The sequence below is a fragment of the Pseudoalteromonas sp. SR45-4 genome, assembly GCF_014163535.1.
Taxonomy (GTDB): domain Bacteria; phylum Pseudomonadota; class Gammaproteobacteria; order Enterobacterales; family Alteromonadaceae; genus Pseudoalteromonas; species Pseudoalteromonas nigrifaciens.
On the sequence record NZ_JACJDO010000005.1, the window covers coordinates 35,442 to 60,504 of the forward strand.

Genomic DNA, 25,063 nt, shown 5'->3' on the forward strand with positions numbered 1-25,063 from the left:
TTCCCTTAAGGTGATATATCGTTAAAGAATAATTTATAAATACAAAAGGCGCAATTACAATACTTTTTTATTTGAAAAAGGAGCGATAATACTCACAAGTAATCTCCCATTTGGACAATGGGGAAGCATTTTTGCGAATGATACAGCGTTAACATCAGCTATGTTAGATAGAATTTTACACCACTCACACATTGCTCAAATTAAGGGGGAAAGTTATAGAATTAAAGAAAAGAAACAAGCAGGGTTAATGGAAAACCTTAATAAATAGTGGATCAATATTCAAATGGTGGAGTGGATCACTTTTCGGTTGTTGTTGACATAAAGCCCCACCTACGGGCAGCTTAAACACCGTGCTTGGCTTACCTCTGCCTGAAACCTGATACCTAGCACCTGCTCTTAATCTTGTAGGCGAGAGTTTACCTCGCGCAGTTTTTTTATTTTAAAAAGCGCGGCATAAAGCCTCGCCTACGGGCAACTTAAACATCGTGCTTGGCTTACCTCTGCCTGAAACCTGATATCTAAAACCTGCCCTTTTTACTCTGGCCTACCTTTATTACGTTTACCTAATAAGTACGCGTCGCGGAATTTTATAAAGTGCTGTTCTAATTTAGAGGCTGCATCCTTCTCTCCCGCTAACGCTAATACCATAATAGCCACTTCTGCAGTACCAAGTTGATGCGCATGGGGAGCAACACGTAGACGGTAGTCTGAGAGTTTGTCGGCAGTGATCGATAATACCGGAAGGTTATCTAAATACGGACTTTTGCGGATCATTTTTTTAGCTTCGCGCCAGGTTCCGTCTAAAAATATAAATAGCGGTTTTTTACCGGCTGTTATATTTACTTCAGTTACGGCTCTGCCCGGCTCTACATCTTCAGCAGGAAATACCACCATAGGTTGATATTGCGGATCGTTTATTAATGCTAATAGTTTGGCATCGGGATCGGTTCTGTCCCATCTAAATGCATAGTTTTCAGGTATTATTTCGGCAATTAAACGCCCAGTATTTGAAGGTTTAAAGCTTTCATTATGATACATAAGTAAACAAACAGCAGCGTCGCAATCGGCCTGTATAACCCCTTCGCAAATACAGTAAAGCTCTGCAAGTAAGCATTGCTGGCAACGTGTCATTTTAGCACCCCGAGCATTGAACTCACGGCGCGATTCGCTTATTTGTTGGGCACGTAATGCTAAAACGGCATTTTTCACTGGGGGTTTACCTTAAATAAATTAGGCGCGCATTGTAGCTATATTTGATAAAAATAGATATGTAAGGGCGCAGTGAAAAGAGTATTTTAGCGTTCAGGTTTTAGGTATCAATAAGGTAATACAACCCTGTAGCCGAAAGTTCACCTCGCGCAGTTTTTTAATATTAATAAGCGCGGCATAAAGCCCCACCTACGCATACCTCCAGACACTGAGCTTGGTTTGATCTCTGCCTAATACCTAATACCTAAAACCTGCTTTTTCGCCCATAAAAAAACCCAAGCTGGGCTTGGGTTTTTAAACAATTAACTAAAAGAAATTACTTTTTCTTTTTAACTGCTTTTTTATTTGGTAAGTCAGTGATTGAACCTTCATAAATTTCAGCTGCTAGGCCGATTGATTCGTTCAATGTTGGGTGAGCATGAATGGTAAGTGCTAAGTCTTCGCCATCTGCGCCCATTTCTACTGCTAGGCCAATTTCGCCCAGCATTTCGCCTGCGTTAATACCAACCATAGCGCCACCGATTACACGGCCACTTTCTTTATCAAAAATAAGCTTAGTAGAACCTTCTGTACGTGCAGATGCAATTGCACGACCTGATGCAGCCCACGGGAATACCGCAGTTTCAATGCTAAGGCCTTGCTCTTTTGCTTCTTTTTCAGTTACACCAACCCACGCCATTTCTGGATCTGTGTAGGCAATTGAAGGAATACATTTAGGATCAAAGTAATGTTTTTGACCAGAAATAACTTCAGCTGCAACGTGTGCTTCGTGAACCGCTTTATGCGCAAGCATAGGTTGGCCAACAATGTCGCCCACTGCAAAAATGTGCTCAACGTTTGTTTTAAGCTGCTTATCAACATTAATAAAGCCGCGATCATCAACGTTAACGCCTGCTTTATCTGCATCAAGTAACTTACCGTTTGGTGTACGGCCAACTGCTACAAGTACTTTGTCGTAACGTACTGGTTCTGCTGGTGCATTTTTACCTTCAAACGTTACATATAGGCCATCGTCTTTTGCGTCAATGCCCGTTACTTTAGTAGAAAGCATTACATTAAATTTGTCGCTTACGTACTTTTGGTAAATTTTAACAATGTCTTTATCAGCAGCAGGTACTAGTTGATCAGCAAACTCAACTACGTCGATTGCTGAACCTAGTGCACGGTATACTGTGCCCATTTCAAGGCCAATAATACCACCACCAAGTACAAGTAGCTTTTCAGGGATATCTTTAAGCTCTAGTGCGCCAGTTGAGTCAATTACGCGATCATCTTCTGGGATGAAAGGTAAGCTAACTGGTTTAGAACCTGCAGCAATAATTGCGTTGTCGAACGTAATTGTTGTTGTACCGTCGGCGCCTTCAACAGCAATGGTGTTGCTGCCAGTAAATTTACCGTAACCGTATACAACTTTAACTTTACGCATTTTCGACATGCTAGTTAAGCCACCAGTAAGTTGGCCAATAACAGAGTCTTTCCATGAACGGATTTTGTCTAAGTCAATTTGTGGTGCGCCAAAAGTAACGCCATGATCGGCCATTGCCGCTGCGTCATCAATTACTTTAGCTACGTGTAAAAGCGCTTTTGAAGGGATACAACCCACATTTAGACATACACCGCCTAGTGTATCGCGAGACTCAACTAGTGTAACTTCTAAGCCCAAGTCAGCAGCACGGAAAGCCGCAGAGTAACCACCAGGACCACCGCCTAGTACAACAACTTGAGTTTTTAATTCGTTGCTCATGCTATTACCTTAATTATTTGAACGGGACACAGCCCCAAGGTTTAACTGCCATGCTTCTGCGAGGCAGAAATTCTGTGCAAAGATTGTATCATTGCAAATGGTAAAAATCCCAGCAAAAAACAACTGGCTGGGATTTGATTTCATACATTTTTAGCGATTACATCACTAATTGACGAATATCGCTCATGTAGCTTGCCAGCGTAACAGTAAAGCGTGCTGCTAGCGCACCGTCAATCACTCTATGGTCGTACGACATTGACAATGGCACCATAAGTTTTGGTTCAAACTCTTTACCATTCCATTTTGGCTTCATTTCAGATTTAGACACACCTAAAATAGCCACTTCTGGCGCGTTAACAATCGGCGTAAATGCCGTACCGCCAATACCGCCTAAGCTTGAAATAGTAAAACAGCCACCTTGCATATCTGCCGAGGTAAGCTTACCGTCGCGTGCTTTAGCTGATACTTCCATTAACTCGCGTGATAGTTCAATAATGCCTTTTTTATCAACATCTTTAAACACAGGTACTACTAAACCATTTGGCGTATCAACCGCTACACCAATATTAATGTACTTTTTAAGAATTAAGCTTTCGCCGTCGTTAGACAGTGACGAGTTAATAGTTGGAAATTCGGCCAATGCTTTTGCTGCGGCTTTCATTACAAATACTAGTGGCGTAATTTTAACACCTAGCTTTTTCTTCTCGTTAAGGGCATTTTGCTCTTTACGGAATTCTTCAAGGCTTGTTATATCGGCTTCGTCGAACTGAGTAACATGTGGGATTTGCACCCAGTTACGGTGTAAGTTTTTACCCGATAGCTTTTGAATACGCGATAGTTTTTTCTCTTCAATTTCGCCAAACTTAGCAAAATCAACTTTAGGCCATGGAATAAGCCCAAGCTCACTGCCGCCTGCGTTGCCTTTACCTGCCGACAATTGACCTGATTCAACTTGCTTAACTAGGTTTTTAACATAGTTTTGCACGTCGTCTTTTACTACGCGGTTTTTACGACCAGAGCCTTTTACGTTAGCTAGGTTTATACCAAACTCACGTGCTAAGCGGCGTACCACAGGCGATGCATGTGCATACGCGCTATTATCAGCAAAGCTTTCGTTGCTAGCTGCTGGAGCAGATTGCGTCGCTGTTTCGGCTTTTGGCGCTGGTTTTTCGCTTTTAGCAGCAGGTGCTGACTTTTCGGCTTCAGGTTTAGCTGCTGCAGCAGGTGCGCCACCAGCAACTTCAAAAACAAAAATTAACGAGCCGGTCGATACTTTATCGCCCGTAGCTACTTTAATTTCTTTAACTGTGCCTGCAAACGGTGCCGGAAGCTCCATTGCCGCTTTGTCGCCTTCAACATTTAGTAACGATTGATCTTCAGTAACGCTGTCGCCAACGGCTACTAAAATTTCGGTCACTTCAACTTCGTCGCCACCAATATCAGGCACGTTAACTTCTTTTGTGCTTGATGCTGAGCTTTGCTCGGCTGCTGCCGGTGCTGCCGGTGCTGCTTTAGTTTCGGCTGGTGTTGATTCAGCAGCTGGTGCTGCAGACTCGCTACCTGCTACTTCAAATACAAATACCAATGAACCGGTTTTTACTGTATCGCCAGTCGCTACTTTAATTTCTTTAACTGTGCCAGCAAACGGCGCAGGTACTTCCATTGATGCTTTGTCGCCTTCAACGCTTAAAATAGACTGATCTTCGCTAACGCTGTCGCCAACGGCTACTAAAATTTCAGTTACTTCAACTTCGTCATCGCCAATATCTGGCAAGGTTACGTCTTTTGCTGCAGAGCCAGAAGCCGCTGGTGCTGGTTTAGCGTCAGTTGCAGGCGCTTTTTGCTCTGCTGCAGTGTCGCTTTTAGCTTCACTTGCATTTTCGCCTTCACTCTCGCCTTCAAAGATAAACACTAAAGAGCCAGTAGCTACGTTGTCGCCAATGCTTACTTTAATCTCTTTTACCGTGCCAGCTGTGTCGGCCGGCACTTCCATTGATGCTTTGTCGCCTTCAACGGTTAGTAATGCTTGGTCAACTTCAACAACGTCGCCAACGGCTACTAAGATTTCGGTTACTTCTACTTCATCACCACCGATATCGGGTACTTTAATTTCAATACTCATTGCAAACCTCTTATGCGTACAGTGGGTTAAGTTTGTTGGTGTCGATATTGAACTTTTTAAGTGCTTCAATAACTACCGACTTTTCAACTTCACCACGTTTAGCAAGTTCAGATAACGTAGCAACTACAACGTAGTCTGCGTTAACTTCAAAGTGACGACGAAGGTTTTCGCGGCTATCAGAGCGGCCGTAACCATCGGTGCCTAACACTTTATAGTTATTGCTAGGAATAAACGAACGCGCTTGCTCTGCGTAGTTTTTCATGTAATCGGTTGCTGCAACCGTCACTGAATCGTTTAATACGCTAGTGATATACGCTGTTTTTTGCTCGCCTTCAGGGTTAAGCATGTTAAAACGCTCAACATCTTGGCCATCGCGCGTTAGCTCGTTAAAAGACGTTACTGAGAATACGTCAGACGCAACACCGTAGTCTTCGCTCAATATTTTAGCTGCTTTACGTACTTCAGTCATAATAGTACCCGAGCTTAATAGCTGTACGTTGGCTTTTTTGCCTGCGTAACTCTCTAGCTTGTAAATACCTTTACGAATACCTTCTTCAGCGCCTTCTGGCATAGCTGGCTGATGGTAGTTTTCGTTCATTAACGTTAAGTAGTAGTAAATGTTTTCTTGATCGTCACCATACATACGACGAATACCATCTTGAATGATAACCGCTACTTCGTATGCATACGTTGGATCGTAAGAAATACAGTTAGGTACTGTGCTGGCAAGAATATGGCTGTGGCCATCTTCGTGTTGTAAGCCTTCGCCGTTAAGCGTAGTACGACCAGCTGTTGCACCCAATAAGAAACCACGTGCTTGCTGATCGCCTGCCATCCATGCCATGTCGCCAACGCGTTGGAAACCAAACATAGAGTAGTAAATGTAAAATGGGATCATTGGTAAATCGTTGGTGCTGTACGATGTTGCTGCAGCAACCCATGACGACATTGCACCTAACTCGTTAATACCTTCTTGCAGTACTTGACCCGATGTAGCTTCTTTATAGTAAGAAACAATATCGCGATCTTGAGGTGTGTAGTTTTGGCCATGTGGGTTATAAATACCAATTTGGCGGAACAAACCTTCCATACCAAAGGTACGTGCTTCGTCGGCAATAATAGGTACTATGTTTTTACCAATGCCTTTGTCTTTTAGTAAAATATTAAGAGCACGAACAAAACCCATAGTGGTAGAAATATCACGTTTTTGTTCTTCAAGTAGCGGGTTAAACGCTTCTACTTCTGGCACTGTTAGCTTTTCGCTAAAGCGTGCAATACGCTTAGGTGTATAACCTTTAAGCTCTTCACGACGAGCGTGTAAGTAAGTGTGCTCAGGAGTGCCTTCTTCAAGCGTTAAATAAGGCAGTTCGGTTAGTTGCTCTTCAGATATTAAATCGTCAAGGCCTAGGCGTGAGCGTAGGTGTGCAACATGCGACATGTCCATTTTTTTAACTTGGTGCGCAATGTTTTTACCTTCAGCCGCTTCACCCATGCCGTAACCTTTAACGGTTTTAGCAAGAATAACAGTAGGACGACCTTTGGTTTCTTCTGCTTTTTTAAATGCAGCAAATAATTTAGATGGCTCATGACCACCACGCTTAAGCGCAAAAATTTCGTCATCTGTCATATCAGCAACAAGTGCTGCTGTTTCAGGGTAACGACCAAAGAAATGCTCACGTACATACGCGCCATTTTTTGCTTTATACGTTTGGTAATCGCCGTCAACCGTTTCGTTCATTAGTTGTAATAACTTACCGGTTTTATCTTTAGCCAGTAATATATCCCAACCGCTGCCCCACACTAGCTTAATTACGTTCCAGCCAGCGCCTTTAAATAGGCCCTCTAGCTCTTGAATAATTTTACCGTTACCCATAACTGGGCCATCTAAGCGCTGTAAGTTACAGTTAACTAAGTAACATAGGTTGTCTAACTTTTCGCGTGCGGCAAATGAAATAGCGCCACGAGATTCTGGCTCATCCATTTCGCCATCACCTAAAAACGCATATACACGTTGGTTTTTAGTGTCTTTTAAGCCACGGCCGTCTAGGTATTTTAAAAAGCGTGCTTGGTAAATAGACGAAATAGGACCAAGGCCCATAGAAACCGTAGGAAACTGCCAAAACTCAGGCATTAATTTAGGATGAGGGTACGACGGTAAGCCTTCGCCACCTACTTCTTGACGGAAGTTATCTAGCTGTGATGCCGATAAACGCCCTTCAACAAATGCGCGTGCATAAATACCCGGAGAAATATGCCCTTGGTAATAAACTAAGTCGCCGCCGTCTACATCGTTTGGTGCTTTAAAAAAGTGGTTAAAACACACCTCATAAAATGCCGCAGACGATTGGTAAGACGCCATATGGCCGCCTAAATCGAGATCTTTTTTCGATGCACGCAATACAATCATAATCGCGTTCCAACGAATTATTGAACGAATACGGCGTTCAATATTTACATCTCCCGGGTAAGCAGGTTCTTGCTCTACCGGAATTGTATTGACGTAGTTAGTGGTAATACCCGTTGGCATATCTACGCCATCTAAACGGGCTTGCTCTAACACTTGCTCAAGTAAAAACTGAGCTCGTTCAACACCTTCTTCGCGCACAACCGATTCAAGAGCTTGTAACCACTCTTGTGTTTCTAGCGCGTCTACGTCAATTTTATTGACTTCAGACATATGGAGGTTTCCTTATGTTTAAAATACGAATGTTGTGTATTTAACACATCCCACTTACTAATTTTGAGTAAGGATGTATTTGCTTAATTTTGTTTGGTGCGTCTTAAACTGCGTTCAATTCGCGAATGTTCTTTACCCGCTTCAAGTAATGCTTCTTCTATATATGCTAAATGCGCATTACTAGCTAAGCGTGCTTCTTCGGGCTTACCTTCAATAACAGCATCCATTAGCAAACCACGGTGGTGGCCTAATTGGTTACTGATATCTGATTTTGTTAATAACACGGTTAAATTTTGTAATACATTTTGCTCAAGCAATGCCTGCATGCCTCTCACCAAATGTAGTAAAACAATGTTATGTGACGCCTCTGCAATACAAAAATGAAAAGCATTTATTGCTTTCGCTTTTTGTTGTAGGTCGTCTTGTACCAAAGCAATTTGATCAAAGCTTTGTTTTACTTTAATAAAATCGTTATTGGTGCCACGCAGTGCAGCGTAATACGCAGCAATCCCTTCTAATGCATGACGAAATTCAAGTAAATCAAACTGCGACTCAGGGTGTTTACTGATCAAATCAAACAGCGGATCAGTGAGCCCTTCTTCGAGCTGATTTTTTACATACGTACCGCCGCCTTGGCGTCTGGTTACTAAACCTTTAGCTTCAAGCTTTTGAATCGCCTCGCGCAGTGATGGCCGCGACACTTCAAATTGCTTAGCTAACTCACGCTCCGGTGGCAGTTTTTCGCCTGGTGCCAACGACCCCTCAAGAATCATGTTCTCAAGTTGTTGTAAAATCACATCCGATAATTTTGCAGCTTTAATCTTTAAAGACATCAGTCAACGTCCGCGTTGTATAAATACCAAAAGCCCTTAAAACCAGGCTTTGAACTGAACAATTTAGCCAAAAGGTAAATTGGTCATACCAAATTTTGACATACGGTAACAAAAAGCCTAATTGCTGTCAATTTACAGTAGCTTTAAGGACACTTAGCCAGCGTAACGCATTCAGCGCAAAGTTTAAAGAATACACAAAATAGTATAAATAAAGAAAGGTAAATGAGACGAAAATAAATTGGTCAGACCAGGGAGGGTAAAAGTGATAACGGAGAGTTTAGGTGTTAGCAGTCAAAAATAAGTAAACACCCCGTAGTCCGCAGTGTAACTTTAATGAAAGCCCGTTTATTCACAAAGAGGCTAAGAGAGCGCTGCGCTTTAGAGCAGTGAAAAGTAATAGCTTAAAATGTTAACTTTTTTAATGTTTCCTCATTTACTCTCATTGCCTTCTCTTTGTGAAATAGTATCTTTGTTTGAAAAGAGAAGTGTAAAACCGCACTTACACAATCCACACACCGTGCTTAGTTTTATCTTTTGTCTGGAATTTGTAGTGCCAAGCTTGCTGGCGCGATATTTTTAACAAAAATTATAATTACTTAAAACATTCGCACTACGTGCGCGGTGGCAAGCCCCTCGCCTACGTATAACCTCAAACACCGAGCTTGGCTTTATCTCTTCCTAAAACCTGACGCCTAAAGCCTGCCCTTTAATCCAGCCCACCAAACAGGGTTAATAATGCAATCAGTACTAAATAAAACAATACATTACGTTTTACCAGTTTAATCATACAAGTGGCTTCGTACGCGCAGTCGTAGTAGCGTTTTTCTACTTGCTCTGCGGCTAAGGCGGTGTAAGTAACCACTTTGCGGTTAGGGCTTGAAAAATCAAGCGCGTAGCGTAACCAGCAACTAGTGCCTTTATTAAAGTTACCTATTACTAAATAACCAAAGCTGGTAATACGCGCTGGTAACCAGTCAAGCCAAAATAATAATCTGTGTAGCATTTTAGAATGCTTTGCTATTATTTCGTCGTCATCTTGCGTTACTAAATCGGCGAATGTGCGTACGAGTGCATATAAAACCGCACCGGCTACGCCTAATATTACAAACCAAAAAATCACCGCGCAGTAAAATCTAAAGTTAACCCATGCCAGGGTTTGCCCAACTGTTTCGCCGTCTTGCTCTTCTTCTGTGCGATTTTGGCCCATTTGCAGTGCATATAAAGTGGCTGCGGTTTTATCATCTCGGGTTAAAGCATTTAAGTACGACTTATATAAGGCACGCTGCTTAGCACAACCAAAGCAGACTAATAATATTGTTACATTAAAAATAAGTTGCCACAGCACAAAGTCAGACAGCAAATATAAACAACCAATAGCCAGTACAGGTAAAAGTAGCCACACTAAAAAGCCAACACCCGAGCCAAATACGCCTTTATTAGTGAGCAGGTTTGCCGAGCGATTTACATAACCGTCTGCGTAGTAGCTAATTTGCCAATGGGCTGAACGAGCACCTAAGCGCTCAAGTATTAATGCAATTATTATCGAAACCAAAATCATTGTTGTTACTCACTTAGCCTGATTGTTTAAGCATAGTTAAAAATAAATGCCAGTTAAAGCTACTACCGGGGTCTGTTTTTCGCCCTGGTGCTATATCGCAATGCCCTACAATTCGCTCTGTTGTTATATTTGGATAGCGTTGCATTATGGCTTTACTTAGTGTTTTTAAACTAGTGTATTGCGCTAAAGTATAAGCGGTGGTGTCGGTTCCCTCAAGCTCAATGCCAATGCTAAAGTTATTGCAGTTAGTTTGCCCATTAAATTCAGACGCCCCAGCATGCCATGCTCGCTTAGTAAATGGCACGTACTGCACTAGCTCACCGCTGCGTTTAATAAAGCAATGCGCCGACACCCGCACACCGTGTAAATCGCTAAAGCTGCTATGCGCTTCACAATTAAGCGTACCCATAAATAAATCATCAACATAAGGCGTGCCAAACTGCCCCGCCGGCAAGGATATATTGTGAATTACCAATAAAGAAACGTCTGTATCACTCGGGCGCTCATCAAAATGCGCACAACCACGCTGCACAGCACTATTTACCACCCCATTTAAATCTATGTTCATAATTTAAATCAAAAGATCGACATAACATCGATGCTAAAGGATTTAATTTAAAAATGATAGACGCAGCAATAAAAGCTTACCAACCACCGAATTTGTAGCCGGGAATTTACCTCGCACAGCTTTTTAATTTTAACCAGCGCGGCATAAAGCTTCGCCTACACATAACCTAAACACCGAGCTTGCTTTGATCTTTACCTAAAACCGACCCTTTTCACAAAGAGAAGACAATGAGAGCAAATGAGAAGCCACTTAAACAACTAATTTATTTTTACTACTCTAAAGCGCAGCGCCCTCTTAGCCTCTTTGTGAATATGTTTTTCGCACTACGTACGGCGCGGTGGCAAATCCCTCGCCTACAGGTAATTTAAACATCGAGCTTATCTCTACCTAAAACCTGATACCTGATACCTGAAACCTGCTCTTCCCTAAAACCTGACACCTGACACCTGAAACCTGCTCTTCCCTAAAACCTGACACCAGCCTTTACCACAAAGCTGGTTATTGCAATTCAAACATAGTAAAATTTACCTAATTTATTTACTGTTACGAGCTTTTTCATGCCTATTCCACACACTTTAGTTAGTCAACTAGTTACTCTTGCACTTGGTGAAGATTTAAATTACCAAAGTGCTGAAAATGGCGACATTACCGCGCAACTTATTCCAGCAAACGAGCAAGCAAACGCTAAAGTAATTACCCGCGAAGACTGCATATTTTGTGGTAAAGACCTAATTGTTGAAGTATTTAAGCAAGTAGAGCCAAGCGTTGTAATAAATGTACTAGTAAACGATGGCGATGCAGTTAAAGCTAACAGTACTTTATTTACAGCAACAGGCTCGGCTCGCGCTATTTTAACTGCCGAGCGTACAGCACTTAACTTTGTACAAACACTTTCGGGCACGGCTACTACCACAGCTCATTATGTAAAAGAACTTGCGGGTACAAAAACCCAACTACTCGATACCCGCAAAACCATACCTGGTTTACGCATTTTACAAAAGTACGCCGTTAAATGTGGCGGCGGTGCAAACCACCGTATTGGTTTATACGACGCGTTTTTAATAAAAGAAAATCACATAGCAGCGTGTGGCGGTATAAACAAAGCAATAGCGCAAGCTAAACAAAACCAACCAAACAAACCAATAGAAGTAGAAGTTGAATCACTTGTTGATCTAAAACAAGCGCTAGATGCGGGTGCCGATATTATAATGCTCGACAACTTTAACGTAGAGCAAATAAAGCAAGCTGTAGTAGTTACTAACAAACGCGCAAAACTTGAAGTTTCGGGCAATATGACCCTACAAACGCTTAAAACTTACTCACAAGCTGGGGTAGACTTTATATCGAGCGGAGCGTTAACAAAAAACTTACAATCAATCGATTTATCAATGCGATTTGATTAATAATAACGCAGACTTTAAATTTAAACTGCGCTAATTCATTGACAATAGATACTATAAAGCATTAAATAACTCGAAAGGATTGCTTTTTAACATTTTGTTAAATAAAATGCTTTTTTAAAATATAATCCGTGTACTAAAAAGTAAAAAACAGTGGTAAACTCACGCTGTTGTACTATAAATGAATGTACCATTAATATAAAAGCACTAATTAGCTGCTTTAATATTAATGAGTGCAATGAAATGTATAAAAAGTTAAGTATTTATACAGCTATACCTAAAAATATAAGCTAATTTATAAATATAAAAGTAACTAAGTAACACATTAAAGTGCTAAATATTGGTAAATTTAATAACTAAATTCACAGCGTGTTCTTGTTTATACAAACTAAAATACGCTGTACAGTAAAGTTTATTCTTTAAGTAAACAGGTTAAATAAACAAATTAAGCTAAGCACTAGTGCTACTTAAATAGCGTTTATTTACCACAACATTATCCTTTAGGAGAGGAAACATGAAAACAATGACTCAAAAACAACAGGGTTTCACCCTAATTGAATTAATGATTGTAGTAGCAATCATCGGTATTCTTGCTGCAGTAGCTCTACCTGCTTATCAAGACTACACAACTAGAGCGAAAGTAAGTGAAGTTATCTCATTTGGTAGTTCAGCTAAAACAGCTGTTAGTGAGTGTGCAATTTCAAACGGTGCTCTAACTAATTGTGCAAGCAATAGTAACGTTGGTTTGGCTGCAGCGGGTGATATTGAGTCAACTTACGTTGAATCAGTTACTGTAGGAGCTGCTGGTGCAATTACAGTTGCAATTCAAGGAACCAATACAGATTTAGATGATGGGTCGCTGTCATTTACACCATCATATACTGATAATGCAGTTTTATGGACGTGTGAAGTAAGTGCTACAACTCTAAATAAATTCGTACCTCAAAACTGTCGTAAAAGCTAATTAAAATTAATTCAAGTAAGTAGCCTAACGGGTTACTTACTAGCACATATGAAAATACAAAATATCGGTCTATATATATTATGTTCTTTTTTAATTTTATCGCTATTCCCTACAATCGATTCATATTTTCTCGGATTATATAACGAAAAAAGAGGCTTTCAAGTTGCGGTTTTAGCCTTATCTATTATTTTAGTTCCAAAACTAAGGTTAGATAAAAAGTATTATTCAATTTTAGTAATCATATTTTTTTCCGCTTTATTGTCGACAATTTTTAGTTATAATAAGCTGCAGGCAGTATTAAATTTTTTACACTTAATACTACTTATAAACATAATAAATTTAGGGTTTACTCTACAAAAAAATATAAATAAAATTTTCTTTCTACTTTTTTTCTCAAATCTATTTGTTGTATGTTATTCACTGCTTAATTATTCTTTTTTTATTATAAATCAGGCTCAACCATATCCTGATGCTATATTATACGGTTTTTATAACATTCGCTTTTTTAACCAATTCCAAGTTCTTTGTATTCCTTTTATTATTTATTTTTTACCGCATAAAGAGTTATCTAGAGTCGCATTTACATTACTTATATTGAATATATTTCTACTCCTTTTAAGTAGTGCTCGAGGAGCTATTTTGGCTTCGCTAGTTATGCTTATACTCGGCGGATACTATCAACTAATCAATCGGAAGCAATTATTAAAAATATTAAAGTGCAGCTTTATATCATTAATATTATTTTCTATATATTTTTTACACCACCAAGATTCTGAATCGATCAATTATGTTATACGGACAAGTAGCTCACTCCGCGTAGAGATTTGGAGTGACTTATTATCTAACTTAGTACTATCCAATATTTTTATAGGGAATGGGCCTGGAGTATATTTTTCTCAGGAATATGGTAATAGCCATCCACATAACAGCGTATTGCAATTTTTGTATAACTGGGGGGGAATTATAACCACTTTTGTTATAATCTTATTTTTTAAACTTTTTCAACTTTGCATCAGATATACCAAGAACAATAATATACCTGAATTCAATATTTGCTTTCTCTCACTTCTGGGGTTATTAACCTATTCACTAGTAAGTGGGGTTATTGTAATGCCTATACCTCAAACTTTTATTTTTATTTTAATCGGTATTTTACTGAGCTACTTACCTCTAAACTTGAAAGTTAGTAATAAATCAGAAAATAATATAATTATATACTCTCTATTATCTCTTTTTTATATATTTTTTGTAATACTAAGCTATAACTGTTTAGACTCGACTCCTTATGGACCTAACTTTTGGTCAAATGGTCAAGTTTCTTTTAATCAATGTAAAATAATGTACTTGAAGGACCTTTAATGGCAAAGCACTCAGGAAAAAAAACTTTAGATACTTTCCAGTGGGTTGGAGTTAGCGCCAGGGGCAAACGTCTTGAAGGGGAACTAACTGGTAATAGTATTGCTTTAGTAAAAGCTCAGCTTCGAAAGCAAGGTATAACCCCTTCAAAGGTTAAACGAAAAGCTAAACCTTTATTTGGTTTGCAGAGTGTTCAAAAAATAACTCCTAAAGATATTGCTTTAGTTACTCGCCAAATTGCAACTATGTTATTAGCTGGCGTGCCATTAATACAGTCAATAGAAATGATTGGCTCAGGCTCTACAAATAAAAGCATTAGTAAATTAATGGAAACCATCTCTGATGAAGTAAAGGCGGGCCAGCCATTATCTACAGCATTAAGAAAGCACCCGCGTTACTTTGATGATTTATACTGTGATTTAGTTTCATCAGGCGAGCAGTCTGGTGCACTTGATAGAATATTTGATCGTGTCGCTATTTATAAAGAGAAGTCTGAAGCGCTTAAATCAAAAATTAAAAAAGCGATGTTTTACCCTATTGCGGTATTAGTTATCGCACTTATAGTTACCTCAATACTACTAATATTTGTAGTACCGCAATTTCAGGATATTTTTGCCGGGTTTGGCGCTGAACTGCCTGCTTTTACCTTGTTTGTAATTGGTATATCGGAATTTATGCAAGAATATTGGTGGATGATGCTAATAGTAATTGTTGCATTCGGCTGGGTGTTTAAAGAGGCGCACCTTAAAAGCTTAAAGCTGCGCGATGCTACCGACCGAGCCATATTAAAACTACCTGTTATTGGCATGATTTTAAATAAAGCGGCTGTTGCCCGTTACGCTCGTACGCTTTCGACTACTTTTGCGGCTGGTGTACCGCTAGTTGATGCGCTAGATTCTGCTGCAGGTGCCTCAGGTAATGCGGTTTACCGTTATGCTATTTTAGAAATAAAAGCAGAGGTAAGCTCGGGGAACCAAATGAACTGGGCAATGCGTAACTCTAAAATATTCCCTGATATGGTAATACAAATGGTGGCTATTGGTGAAGAGTCAGGCTCGCTCGATGGCATGCTAGGTAAGGTAGCGACTATTTATGAGCAAGAAGTTGATGATGCAGTAGATGGGCTATCAAGCTTACTAGAGCCAATGATTATGGCTGTACTCGGCGTATTAGTTGGTGGTTTAATTATTGCCATGTATTTGCCTATATTCCAGCTCGGCTCTGTTATTTAGTTTTTTAAACTCATTATTTAATTATTTGGTCGTTATATGCAAAGTATTATAGAAGTGATGCAAAGCCAATTATGGTTTTATTTAACCACTATTGGCTTGGTGAGTTTATGTGTTGGCAGTTTTTTAAATGTGGTTATTTATCGTTTGCCTTTAATGATGCAGCGCGAATGGCAAAGCGAATGCCGGCTGCTGCTAGAAAGCGAGCTGAAAAGTAATAAAGCAAACACTAACGAGCCTTTTAGTTCAGGTTTAAACTCAACTTTTAATTTAGTAAAGCCCAACTCTACCTGCCCTAAATGTAAAACTGCAATTAAAGCGTGGCAAAATATACCTATTATTAGCTGGTTATTTTTAAAAGGTAAATGCGCCAGTTGTAGTAACCCTATATCGGCTCGCTACCCTATTGTAGAGGCGATAACTGCACTATTGAGCTTAGTTGTTGCGCATAAGCTAGGCGCTACCGAGCAGGCTTTACTTTATATAGCAATTACTTGGGCTTTAGTAGCGCTTACCTTTATTGATATTGACCATATGCTCCTGCCCGACCAAATTACCCTACCGCTTGTATGGCTGGCGCTTATTGCAGCAGTACTTGGCTACACCGTCAACCCAACTGATGCCATTATTGGGACGGCTTGCGGCTATTTAAGCTTGTGGAGCGTATTTTGGTTATTTAAATTACTTACCGGTAAAGAAGGCATGGGCTATGGCGACTTTAAATTACTTGCCGTGTTTGGTGCTTTGCTTGGCTGGCAATCGTTATTGACTATTATTTTGCTCTCGAGCGTAGTGGGCGCCATTATTGGTATTGCGCTATTAACTATTCAAGGTAAAGACAAAGCCACCCCTATTCCATTTGGCCCCTACCTTGCTATTGCAGGCTGGATCACCATGTTATGGGGCGAACAATTGCAAGCTAGCTACTTTAACTTAATTGGTTACTAATATGAGCGAACAGGCGGTTAAAGTAACAAACATAAATAATTGGGTACTGGGTTTAACTGGTGGTATAGGCTGTGGTAAAACGGCTGTAAGTAATATGCTTGAAGCGCTGGATATTTGCGTTGTTGATGCCGACATTATTGCGCGCCAAGTAGTTGAGCCAGGCAGCGCAGGGCTAAAGGCAATTGTTGCACACTTTGGTGCTGATATACTCTTAGCCGACGGCAATTTAAACCGCAGTGCTTTACGCGAGCTAGTTTTTAGCAATAATGAGCATAAAAACTGGTTAAATACGCTATTACATCCACTTATTCGCCAGCAAATTATTACCGATTTAAATAATGCCACCAGCCCTTATGTGGTACTTGTTGCCCCGCTACTTTTTGAAAACGGCCTAGATAAATACTGTAACCGCACTTTACTTATAGACGTGCCAAAAAACGTGCAAATAGAGCGCACGGTTAAACGTGATAACATAAGCTTAGAGCAAGTAAATAGTATTATTGCCGCGCAAATGTCGCGTGAACAAAAACAACAACAAGCAGATGATATTTTAAATAACGATCGCAGCCTAACTCTAGTTAAGCACGACTTAATAGCTTTGCATAAAGGCTATTTAAAATTGGCGTTAAAATAGCCATAAATTACAAAAACAGTTATTTTAATTGCTAAAATCAGCCTAGATTGTGATGGGCAATGTAATCCCTGCTTTTTTCTGATAAATTGCTAACTATTGAAGGATTTAAACAGGTGCGCAATGAATATTAACTCACCGTTATTAAGAAAATTTATTACCCTTGGCCGTGTTGATGCCGATATAGTAAAAACTAAACAGCAAGAGTTTGCCTCTACTGCTGAGCTTATTGCTAAATGCGGAAAAATTGACAGTAAAGATTTAGCGGCGCAATGCATTGATTTATTTAGGGTACCTTTTTTTGATTTAAAAGACTTTAATACTGCACTTATTTCTCCTGAGTTAATAAAAGAAAAACTGATCCGTAAGCATCATATTTTGCCTTTAGTACAAAAAGGCAGAAAAGTGTATATTGCCGCCTCTGATCCTACCGATTACGGCGCATTTGAAAACTTTGAATTTAGTACCGGCTTGTCTTGCGAAGTGGTAGTGGTTGACTACATTCAACTCGATAAAAAAATAGAACAATTGCTTGATGCCACTGGCAGCTTAAATTTAAGTGATGACGAGTTTAAAGAGTTTGCCGAACTAGACGCCGATATACAAAAAGACACCCCTAAAGACGATGATAAAGACGATGCACCAATCATTGTTTACATCAATAAAATATTAATGGATGCGATTAAAAAAGGTGCGTCTGATTTACACTTTGAACCCTACGAGCACAAATACCGAATTCGTTTTAGAATTGACGGCATTTTGCACGAAGTAGCCAGCCCACCAAACAGTTTAGCTACTAAGCTTTCGGCGCGTATTAAAGTAATGTCGCGCCTTGATATTGCCGAAAAACGTAAACCACAAGATGGCCGCATAAAGCTAAAAATAACCGAGCGTAAAAGTATCGACTTTCGGGTAAGCACCATGCCCACTTTATGGGGCGAAAAGATTGTAATGCGTATTCTTGATTCATCTAGCGCCATGCTTGGCATTGATGTATTAGGTTACGAACCCGAGCAAAAAAAGCTGTATATGGATGCGCTTGAGCAACCACAAGGGATGATATTAGTAACTGGGCCTACAGGCTCGGGTAAAACAGTATCGCTTTACACCGGCTTAAATATATTAAACCAGCCTGAGCGTAATATTAGTACCGCCGAAGATCCAGTAGAAATTAACCTCGAAGGGGTTAACCAAGTACAAATTAATATTAAAGCCGATATGACTTTTGCTAACGCACTACGGGCATTTTTACGCCAAGATCCCGATGTAGTAATGGTAGGTGAAATACGTGACCTAGAAACCGCCGAAATATCTATTAAAGCGGCGCAAACAGGTCACTTAGTGCTTTCGACCTTGCATACTAACTCAGCGCCCGAAACCATTACCCGCTTATTAAACATGGGCGTACCTGCATATAACGTAGCAAGTTCTATTAGCTTAATTATAGCTCAGCGCCTAGCGCGCCGCTTATGCCCTAAATGTAAAACGCCTGAAAATTTACCTAGTGAAGAACTGCTACGCCAAGGTTTTAGCCAGCAGCAAATTAGTGAAATGACCTTGTATGCTCCTAAAGGTTGCGAAAACTGTACCGATGGTTATAAAGGCCGTGTAGGTATTTACGAAGTAATGAAAATTACCCCAGAAATAGCACAAATTATAATGCGCGGTGGTAACTCACTAGAAATAGCTGAAGTGTCGCTTAAAGCCGGATTTAATAACCTGCGTTTATCGGGCATTCGTAAAGCCGCCGACGGCATGACCTCGTTAGCTGAAATTAATCGAGTAACGAGTTTTTAATATCAGGTATCAGGTATCAGATATCAGATATCAGATATCAGAAAAATGATACGACCCTATAAAAGCCAATACAATACTAAAAGCATTTAAACTGACTTAGAGTTTAGCTATTAGACAGCACCATTTAAAACAAGATTGAGAGATTACTATGCCAACTATTGTTAACTGCCCAACCTGTAAAAGTAAGGTTGAATGGTCAGAGCAAAGCCCACACCGCCCATTTTGTTCAAAACGTTGTCAGCTTATTGATTTAGGCGAATGGTCGTTTGAAAATAATAGAATTTCAGCCCCTATCACTTCAGCTGAAGATTTTAGCCAAGACATGATTGAAGACATAGAAGCCATGATGGCAAAAAATGAAGATGACTTTTTTAAGTAGTAAGTAGGTTTTGCCTAGAGTTTGTAGGCGAGAGTTTACCTCGCGCAATCGTTTTTAAATTTTAACCAGCGCGGCATAAAGCCCCGCCTACGGGTAATTTAAACACCGTGCTTGGCTTTGTCTCTATCTAAAACCTGACACCTTGTTTTACTTAAACAACATACAAAGCAAAACACCGAGCTCAAATTGAACTCGGTGTTTTATTTTATCTAGCCAAAAACTTATCCAACTAAAAGCTATTTTGAATGTTTTTTCTTACCCATACGCTTTTGCATTTTTGCAAACTTTTCTTGCTGCTCTGCATTTAAAACTTGCCATACTTGATGTTGAGTTTTTAATTTAATTAAACCCATTTCTTCACCTTTTTCGTGGCGTTGAGCTAGTAGCTCTTTTGCTGCATTTTCGTCAAACGTTGCAGCTGATAACAAGCTTTCCATTTTAGCTTTGTGAGCGGTACGCTGTGCTTTGCGCGCTTCTTTGTCGGTGCCTTTAAGTGCTTGCATTTGCGTTTTTTGTGCTGCAAATATAGCTTCTAATTTAGTTTGCTGCTCTTGTGTTAAATCGAGTTTATCAGCGCCGCGCTCCGATAGTAAAAAGTGCGCTTGTGAGTGGCGACCTTGCTTATGCATATCGCCTTTGGCCATAACACTGGTTGCACCGAAAGTAGCGGTTGCTAAGCCACAAATAAGTACTAGTTTTGAAAGTGTATTTACTTTAGTCATAATCATTACCTTTACTATTGGATTGGTTGTTTTAATCTGTTGAGCTAACTATACCCGCTGCAATGCAAAGTAACGCAAAGCAGTGTAAAGGTTATGTAAAGATTCACTTTTGTACTATTAAACAGGTAAAATCAGCACATACGGCACAACCCAAGGGTTTGAAAATGAAACTATTAATGATTGATGACGACACAGGTTTGTGTGAGCTATTAAGCGAGTATTTAACCGCGCAAGGCTTTAGCGTGCAAAGCGTACACGACGGCGAGCAAGGCCTAAAGCTAGCGCAAGCGAACGACTACGCACTAATACTACTTGATGTAATGCTGCCTACCCTTGATGGTTTTGAAGTACTTAAACAACTTAGGCAAACCAAACTTACGCCGGTAATTATGCTTACCGCCAAAGGCGAAGATTTTGATCGTATTTTTGGCCTTGAACTTGGCGCAGATGATTACATACCTAAGCCTTTTAATCACCGTGAGTTACTTGCTCGAGTTAAAGCAATTACGCGCCGAATTGAACATATTACTAGCATGAATGCCACTAGCAGCAATAAATTAGTCGTTAACGGGGTTACTATTAATTTAGCCGCCCGTGAAGCATTAATTCAACAAACTACCTTAACCCTTACCGGCACCGAATACGAAATACTCGCATTACTTGCCAAACGTGCTGGCGAGGTGGTTAGTAAAGAGCAAATAAGTGAAGACGTACTTGGCAGACGCTTAGCCTCGTTTGATCGCTCTATTGATATGCACGTTAGCAACATTCGTAAAAAAATAGCTGAGCACTTACCTAACGAGCTAATTAAAACCATTAGAGGGACGGGCTATGTCTTTATTCAAGGCGAATAAAGCGCCCTACTTTGCGTGGCTAAAGCAACCGCATCACTACTTGTTTTTTAAAGTGTTTATTTGGTTCTGGCTTACTATTATAGGTACCATAGCTGCGCTTGTTTTTTTAAGCCATATTACGCTAATTAATGTACTCAGTAATGAGCCATTAAAAGGGCCGATGAAAAAAAACCTCGCTCATACCGCTAAAAGCATTGAGCGCGCAGTTATCAAGCATCAGCGTACCTTGAGCGATATTGTTACTCACCCTAGGCTATCAAAACGTAAGTTATTATATTTAAGTGCCGCGCAAAGCGATGACTTTATAACCAGTAAAGAAGTGCCGAGCAATATTGATTTAAGCTTACTTAATTTTAGTAAAAGTATGCTGCCGCAGGTAATATTTACCGAGCATTTTCAGGCCTTTGGCCCTATCAGTATAAATGTACCTGAGGGCCATTTTTATTTATACGAAATAGACATAAACCACCAGCCGCCGCTATTCGTGCGCTTAATGTTAATGCCTAAATGGATAAAAATATCGATTGCGATTATTGCCTCACTTATTTTAAGTTTTTTATTTAGCCGTAACTTAATTGCCCCTATTAATAGCTTAAAAAAAGCGGCTATTAAACTCTCTGCCGGCGATTTGACAGCCCGGGCTGCTATATCCGTTAATCGTAAAGATGAGCTGGGTATATTAGGTCGCGACTTTAACCGTATGGCCGATCAATTAGCGCAATTAATTAGCGCGCAAAAACGCTTACTGGCCGATATATCGCACGAGCTGCGCTCGCCACTTACTCGTTTAAAAATGGCGACTGGCCTTGCGCAAATGCAAGCAAGCGAAGCCAGCCAATCGTACTTACTACGTATAGAAAAAGAAGCCAATCAACTCGATAAAATGATTGCCGATGTATTACAAGTGTCGCGTTTGGAGGCAAATAGCCAAGCATTATCGCTACATAAGCAGTCGCTGCAAGATATTGTTGATCATGTACTTAACGATGCCACTTTTGAAGCAAAACAGCATAACAAGCAACTGCAGGTAAGTGGCTCGGCGGCGGTAACGCTAAATTGCGATGAAGCGCTAATTGCCAGCGCACTGGAAAACTTACTGCGTAACGCGATTAAATATGCACAGCACACTATTAGCCTTACCCTAAAGCACGGTGATGCCATTTATATTGAAATATGTGATGATGGCCCAGGTGTACCAAACAACCAGCTTAGTAAGTTATGTGAGCCGTTTTTTAGGCAGTCAGATGCGCGTGACCGAGTGAGTGGTGGCACGGGTTTAGGTTTAGCGATTGCTAAAAATGCCATTATTGCTCATGGCGGCAGCTTGGTTTTATCAAATAAACCACAAGGTGGCCTGTGCGCCATGGTTACTTTACCAATAATAAAAGAGTAGAGAATGTTTTACAGTAGCGAAAACGAGCTTGTTAATAATCAACCCAGTATTAATGATTTTTATAACAACACCCTAGTTAAAGCCTATTTAAATACCCCAGCTGGGCAATTGTATTATGCCTATGCGAAACCTGAAAAGGCGCATACCGCGATTGTAATTAGCTCAGGGCGCATAGAAGGGCTTGATAAATACAAAGAGCTATTGTGGGAGCTGTACACTAATAATTTTGCCGTGTTTATTGTTGATCATCAAGGGCAAGGTCGCTCTTACCGACACTTAGCTAATAAGCATAAAGGCTATGTAAAATGTTTTACTGATTATCGCCACGATCTGCATTTATTTAATCAACAAATTGTTGATAATCACTGGCAAGGCAAAAAAATACTGCTTGGCCACTCAATGGGCGGTGCAATTGCCTTTGACTATTTAGCCCACTTTGAAAATAGTTTTAGTGGATTGTTTTTATCGGCACCCATGTTTGACATTCACACTAAAAACACCCCAAAACCGTTGGCAAAACTAATTGCTAACGCAGCTGTGCTTTTCGGTTTTTCACAAAGTTATGCCCTTGGGCAAAACGATTACAGCCCAGATGAGTTTGCCTTAAATACATTAACTAGCAGCCAAGTGCGTTATAAATTTTTTAGGCAAACCTATCAAGACCCACTGCTGCAGCTTGGTGGCGTAACCTATGGCTGGCTACAAGCCGCATTTACCTTTATTGCATCGGTTGATAAGTTAAGTATTAATATTCCACTGTTTATAGCCAGCGCAGAGCGCGACGAAGTAGTAGATAACACCGCGCAACATAAACTGGCAAACCGACATAACCAAGCAGTAATAAAAAGCTTTGCCGGCGCTAAACACGAACTATTATTTGAACGTGATGAAATACGCCAGCCACTGCTAACAAGTTTGTACCAGTTTTGCGAATAGATGTGGAAGAGCAGGTTTGAGGTATTAGGTTGTAGGTTTCAGATTTCAGGTTTTGGTAGGAATTAGCCAAGCTCGGTGTTTGGGTTAAACCGTAGGCGGGGCTTTATGCCGCGCTTGTTAAGTTTTAAACCTTGCGCGAGGTAAACTCACGCCTACGGTAAAGGTTTAGATTTTATGTTTAAGGTATCAGGTTAAATCCTGTGTTTGCGTGGTTTTAACCTGAAATACCAGCTTTGCTTACGGTTCAGTTACCGCTACTCCCTCAGTGTCGCTCAGTTCCACAGAAGACAAAGGATCTAGATGAATTAGAATATCAACTTCTGACTCAAATTCTTTAGTGATCATTGCCTCTACTTCATCGGCTACGTTGTGCGCGCGGATTAAACTTAGGTGATCGTCAAGCTCTAAATGCAGTTGAATAAACTTAACTTTCCCACCTTGGCGGGTACGAACGCCGTGTACACCGCGTACGTCAGTATGGCTTTTCGAAACATCTAAAATGCGTTGTTTTTCTTCATCTGGCAGTTCTTTGTCCATTAAGTGTTCTGCGCTATCTCGGGCTATATCCCAGCTGTTATAAAGTAGATAACCGGCAACGCCAACTGCAAAAATAGGGTCGGCGTACAACACACCATAATACGAGAGTAAAATAGCCAGTAGCACCGCAGCATTTAAAATCAAATCTCCTTTGTAATGTACTGAGTCGGCCTTTATTGCAATAGATTCGGTATGTTTAACTACTTTATTTTGTACAAATACAATCACTAACGTACAGGCAATGGCAAAAATACTTACCCATACACCTAACAATGAATGAGTGAGCTCTAAAGGATTAAACAAGCGCTCTATACTATGAAATGCTAACAAACAGCCAGAACCTGCAATAAATGCGGCTTGCCCTAACCCGGCAAGCGCTTCGGCTTTGCCATGACCAAAACGGTGGTCGTCATCGGCGGGGCGCAGCGCATAACCTAATACTAAAAAACTCATAGCTGTGGCGGTAATATCCATGAGTGAATCGGTTAATGAGCCCAGCATTGACGCTGAACCCGAGGCAAGCCATGCCCAGGTTTTAGCTGCAATCATTAAGCTCACCATGACCATAGTGACTAAACTAGAGGTTTTTACCCAAAATTCGTAACTGCGATTATGCACGTATTTATCCGTTAATAACTGTATTGAATAAAGTGAGTATATCAGTTTTTTACACGCTTTCTGTGTATACTGCAAATCGTTAAATTACTGACTATTTTATAAGGCTCGTTATGCTGGATATTGTTTTATACCAACCTGAAATCCCACCGAATACGGGTAATATTATTCGCTTATGTGCAAATACGGGCTATTCGCTACATTTAATTGAGCCACTTGGCTTTGCATGGGATGACAAACGAATAAAACGTGCCGGCCTTGATTATCATGAATTTAGCCATGTACAGCGCCATGCTTCGTTTGAAGCTTACCTAGAAGCATGCAAGCCTAAAAAAATATACGCTTGCACCACTAAAGGTAGCCAATTTCATCATCAGGCACAATACGAGGCTGGCGACTGTTTAGTATTTGGCCCTGAAACGCGCGGCCTTCCGGATGAGCTAATTCAATCGCTTCCAAACGAGCAACGGGTGCGCATTCCAATGCAAGCCAATAGCCGCAGTATGAACTTATCTAACGCGGTTTCGGTGTTTGTGTATGAATCGTGGCGCCAGCTTGGGTTTCCGGGCGCAAAGTAAGAAGTAAAGAGTT

21 protein-coding genes and 1 pseudogene are annotated in these 25,063 nt (G+C 40.4%); 13 read left to right on the forward strand and 9 right to left on the reverse strand.

Features of this window, described 5'->3' with window-relative positions:
• Positions 1–70: 70 nt before the first annotated feature.
• Positions 71–268 (forward strand): annotated as a pseudogene (locus H5058_RS03750) (ATP-binding protein); the annotation flags it as partial.
• Between the two features lie 266 nt (positions 269–534).
• On the opposite strand, the gene H5058_RS03755 reads toward H5058_RS03750, so the two are convergent.
• The 7 genes from H5058_RS03755 to ampD form a co-directional block, all read right to left on the reverse strand.
• The gene (locus H5058_RS03755) at positions 535–1,209 is read right to left on the reverse strand and encodes a tRNA-uridine aminocarboxypropyltransferase (protein ID WP_058372475.1); all 675 of its coding nucleotides are present in this window, start codon (positions 1,207–1,209) and stop codon (positions 535–537) included.
• A gap of 316 nt (positions 1,210–1,525) precedes the next feature.
• Entirely contained in the window at positions 1,526–2,953 is a 1,428-nt protein-coding gene (gene lpdA, locus H5058_RS03760) for a dihydrolipoyl dehydrogenase (RefSeq protein WP_089367702.1), read from the reverse strand.
• A gap of 157 nt (positions 2,954–3,110) precedes the next feature.
• A complete protein-coding gene (aceF, locus tag H5058_RS03765) occupies positions 3,111–5,075 on the reverse strand; it encodes a pyruvate dehydrogenase complex dihydrolipoyllysine-residue acetyltransferase (RefSeq protein ID WP_182676934.1) in 1,965 nt (654 codons plus the stop codon).
• A gap of 10 nt (positions 5,076–5,085) precedes the next feature.
• Entirely contained in the window at positions 5,086–7,752 is a 2,667-nt protein-coding gene (gene aceE / locus H5058_RS03770; RefSeq protein ID WP_086997657.1) for a pyruvate dehydrogenase (acetyl-transferring), homodimeric type, read from the reverse strand.
• Positions 7,753–7,835: 83 nt separating this feature from the next.
• Positions 7,836–8,585 carry a pyruvate dehydrogenase complex transcriptional repressor PdhR gene (gene pdhR, locus H5058_RS03775; RefSeq protein ID WP_011327101.1) on the reverse strand — a complete coding sequence of 250 codons (750 nt, stop codon included), beginning with the start codon at positions 8,583–8,585 and terminating at the stop codon, positions 7,836–7,838.
• Between the two features lie 706 nt (positions 8,586–9,291).
• Entirely contained in the window at positions 9,292–10,143 is an 852-nt protein-coding gene (gene ampE, locus H5058_RS03780; protein WP_011327100.1) for a beta-lactamase regulator AmpE, read from the reverse strand.
• Between the two features lie 13 nt (positions 10,144–10,156).
• Complete coding sequence (gene ampD / locus H5058_RS03785; protein ID WP_182676936.1) at positions 10,157–10,711, reverse strand: 1,6-anhydro-N-acetylmuramyl-L-alanine amidase AmpD; 555 nt, start codon at positions 10,709–10,711, stop codon at positions 10,157–10,159.
• Between the two features lie 557 nt (positions 10,712–11,268).
• On the opposite strand from ampD, the gene nadC reads away from it, so the two are divergent.
• From nadC to yacG, 8 genes are all read left to right on the forward strand, one after another.
• Positions 11,269–12,114 carry a carboxylating nicotinate-nucleotide diphosphorylase gene (gene nadC / locus H5058_RS03790; RefSeq protein ID WP_182676938.1) on the forward strand — a complete coding sequence of 282 codons (846 nt, stop codon included), beginning with the start codon at positions 11,269–11,271 and terminating at the stop codon, positions 12,112–12,114.
• 511 nt (positions 12,115–12,625) lie between these two features.
• Entirely contained in the window at positions 12,626–13,075 is a 450-nt protein-coding gene (locus H5058_RS03795; protein WP_182676940.1) for a pilin, read from the forward strand.
• A 48-nt stretch (positions 13,076–13,123) separates the two neighbouring features.
• Positions 13,124–14,434: an O-antigen ligase family protein gene (locus tag H5058_RS03800; protein WP_182676942.1), complete on the forward strand. Its 1,311-nt coding sequence runs from the start codon at positions 13,124–13,126 to the stop codon at positions 14,432–14,434.
• On the forward strand, positions 14,434–15,663 hold the full coding sequence (locus H5058_RS03805; protein WP_182676944.1) for a type II secretion system F family protein: 1,230 nt from the start codon (positions 14,434–14,436) through the stop codon (positions 15,661–15,663). Before H5058_RS03800 ends, H5058_RS03805 begins: the two co-directional genes overlap by 1 nt.
• 36 nt (positions 15,664–15,699) lie before the next feature.
• Positions 15,700–16,608: an A24 family peptidase gene (locus tag H5058_RS03810; protein WP_182676946.1), complete on the forward strand. Its 909-nt coding sequence runs from the start codon at positions 15,700–15,702 to the stop codon at positions 16,606–16,608.
• A 1-nt stretch (position 16,609) separates the two neighbouring features.
• The gene (coaE, locus tag H5058_RS03815; protein WP_182676948.1) at positions 16,610–17,242 is read left to right on the forward strand and encodes a dephospho-CoA kinase; all 633 of its coding nucleotides are present in this window, start codon (positions 16,610–16,612) and stop codon (positions 17,240–17,242) included.
• A 120-nt stretch (positions 17,243–17,362) separates the two neighbouring features.
• Entirely contained in the window at positions 17,363–19,036 is a 1,674-nt protein-coding gene (gene pilB / locus H5058_RS03820; protein WP_182676950.1) for a type IV-A pilus assembly ATPase PilB, read from the forward strand.
• Positions 19,037–19,184: 148 nt separating this feature from the next.
• Positions 19,185–19,415 (forward strand): DNA gyrase inhibitor YacG, encoded by a 231-nt coding sequence (gene yacG / locus H5058_RS03825; protein WP_011327088.1) that lies wholly within the window; start codon positions 19,185–19,187, stop codon positions 19,413–19,415.
• A gap of 236 nt (positions 19,416–19,651) precedes the next feature.
• On the opposite strand, the gene H5058_RS03830 is transcribed toward yacG, so the two are convergent.
• Positions 19,652–20,137 (reverse strand): Spy/CpxP family protein refolding chaperone, encoded by a 486-nt coding sequence (locus H5058_RS03830; protein WP_086996570.1) that lies wholly within the window; start codon positions 20,135–20,137, stop codon positions 19,652–19,654.
• Between the two features lie 164 nt (positions 20,138–20,301).
• Between H5058_RS03830 and H5058_RS03835 the strand changes: the two genes are divergently transcribed.
• From H5058_RS03835 to H5058_RS03845, 3 genes are read left to right on the forward strand one after another with little or no spacing between them, the layout of a single operon-like run.
• On the forward strand, positions 20,302–20,991 hold the full coding sequence (locus H5058_RS03835) for a response regulator transcription factor (protein WP_182676952.1): 690 nt from the start codon (positions 20,302–20,304) through the stop codon (positions 20,989–20,991).
• The gene (locus tag H5058_RS03840) at positions 20,969–22,384 is read left to right on the forward strand and encodes an ATP-binding protein (RefSeq protein WP_182676954.1); all 1,416 of its coding nucleotides are present in this window, start codon (positions 20,969–20,971) and stop codon (positions 22,382–22,384) included. Before H5058_RS03835 ends, H5058_RS03840 begins: the two co-directional genes overlap by 23 nt.
• A 3-nt stretch (positions 22,385–22,387) precedes the next feature.
• A complete protein-coding gene (locus H5058_RS03845; RefSeq protein WP_182676956.1) occupies positions 22,388–23,320 on the forward strand; it encodes an alpha/beta fold hydrolase in 933 nt (310 codons plus the stop codon).
• A 237-nt stretch (positions 23,321–23,557) separates the two neighbouring features.
• On the opposite strand, the gene H5058_RS03850 is transcribed toward H5058_RS03845, so the two are convergent.
• The gene (locus H5058_RS03850) at positions 23,558–24,475 is read right to left on the reverse strand and encodes a cation diffusion facilitator family transporter (protein WP_310735838.1); all 918 of its coding nucleotides are present in this window, start codon (positions 24,473–24,475) and stop codon (positions 23,558–23,560) included.
• Positions 24,476–24,585: 110 nt separating this feature from the next.
• Between H5058_RS03850 and trmL the strand changes: the two genes are divergently transcribed.
• Entirely contained in the window at positions 24,586–25,050 is a 465-nt protein-coding gene (gene trmL / locus H5058_RS03855) for a tRNA (uridine(34)/cytosine(34)/5-carboxymethylaminomethyluridine(34)-2'-O)-methyltransferase TrmL (RefSeq protein ID WP_011327082.1), read from the forward strand.
• The last annotated feature ends 13 nt before the right edge of the window (positions 25,051–25,063 follow it).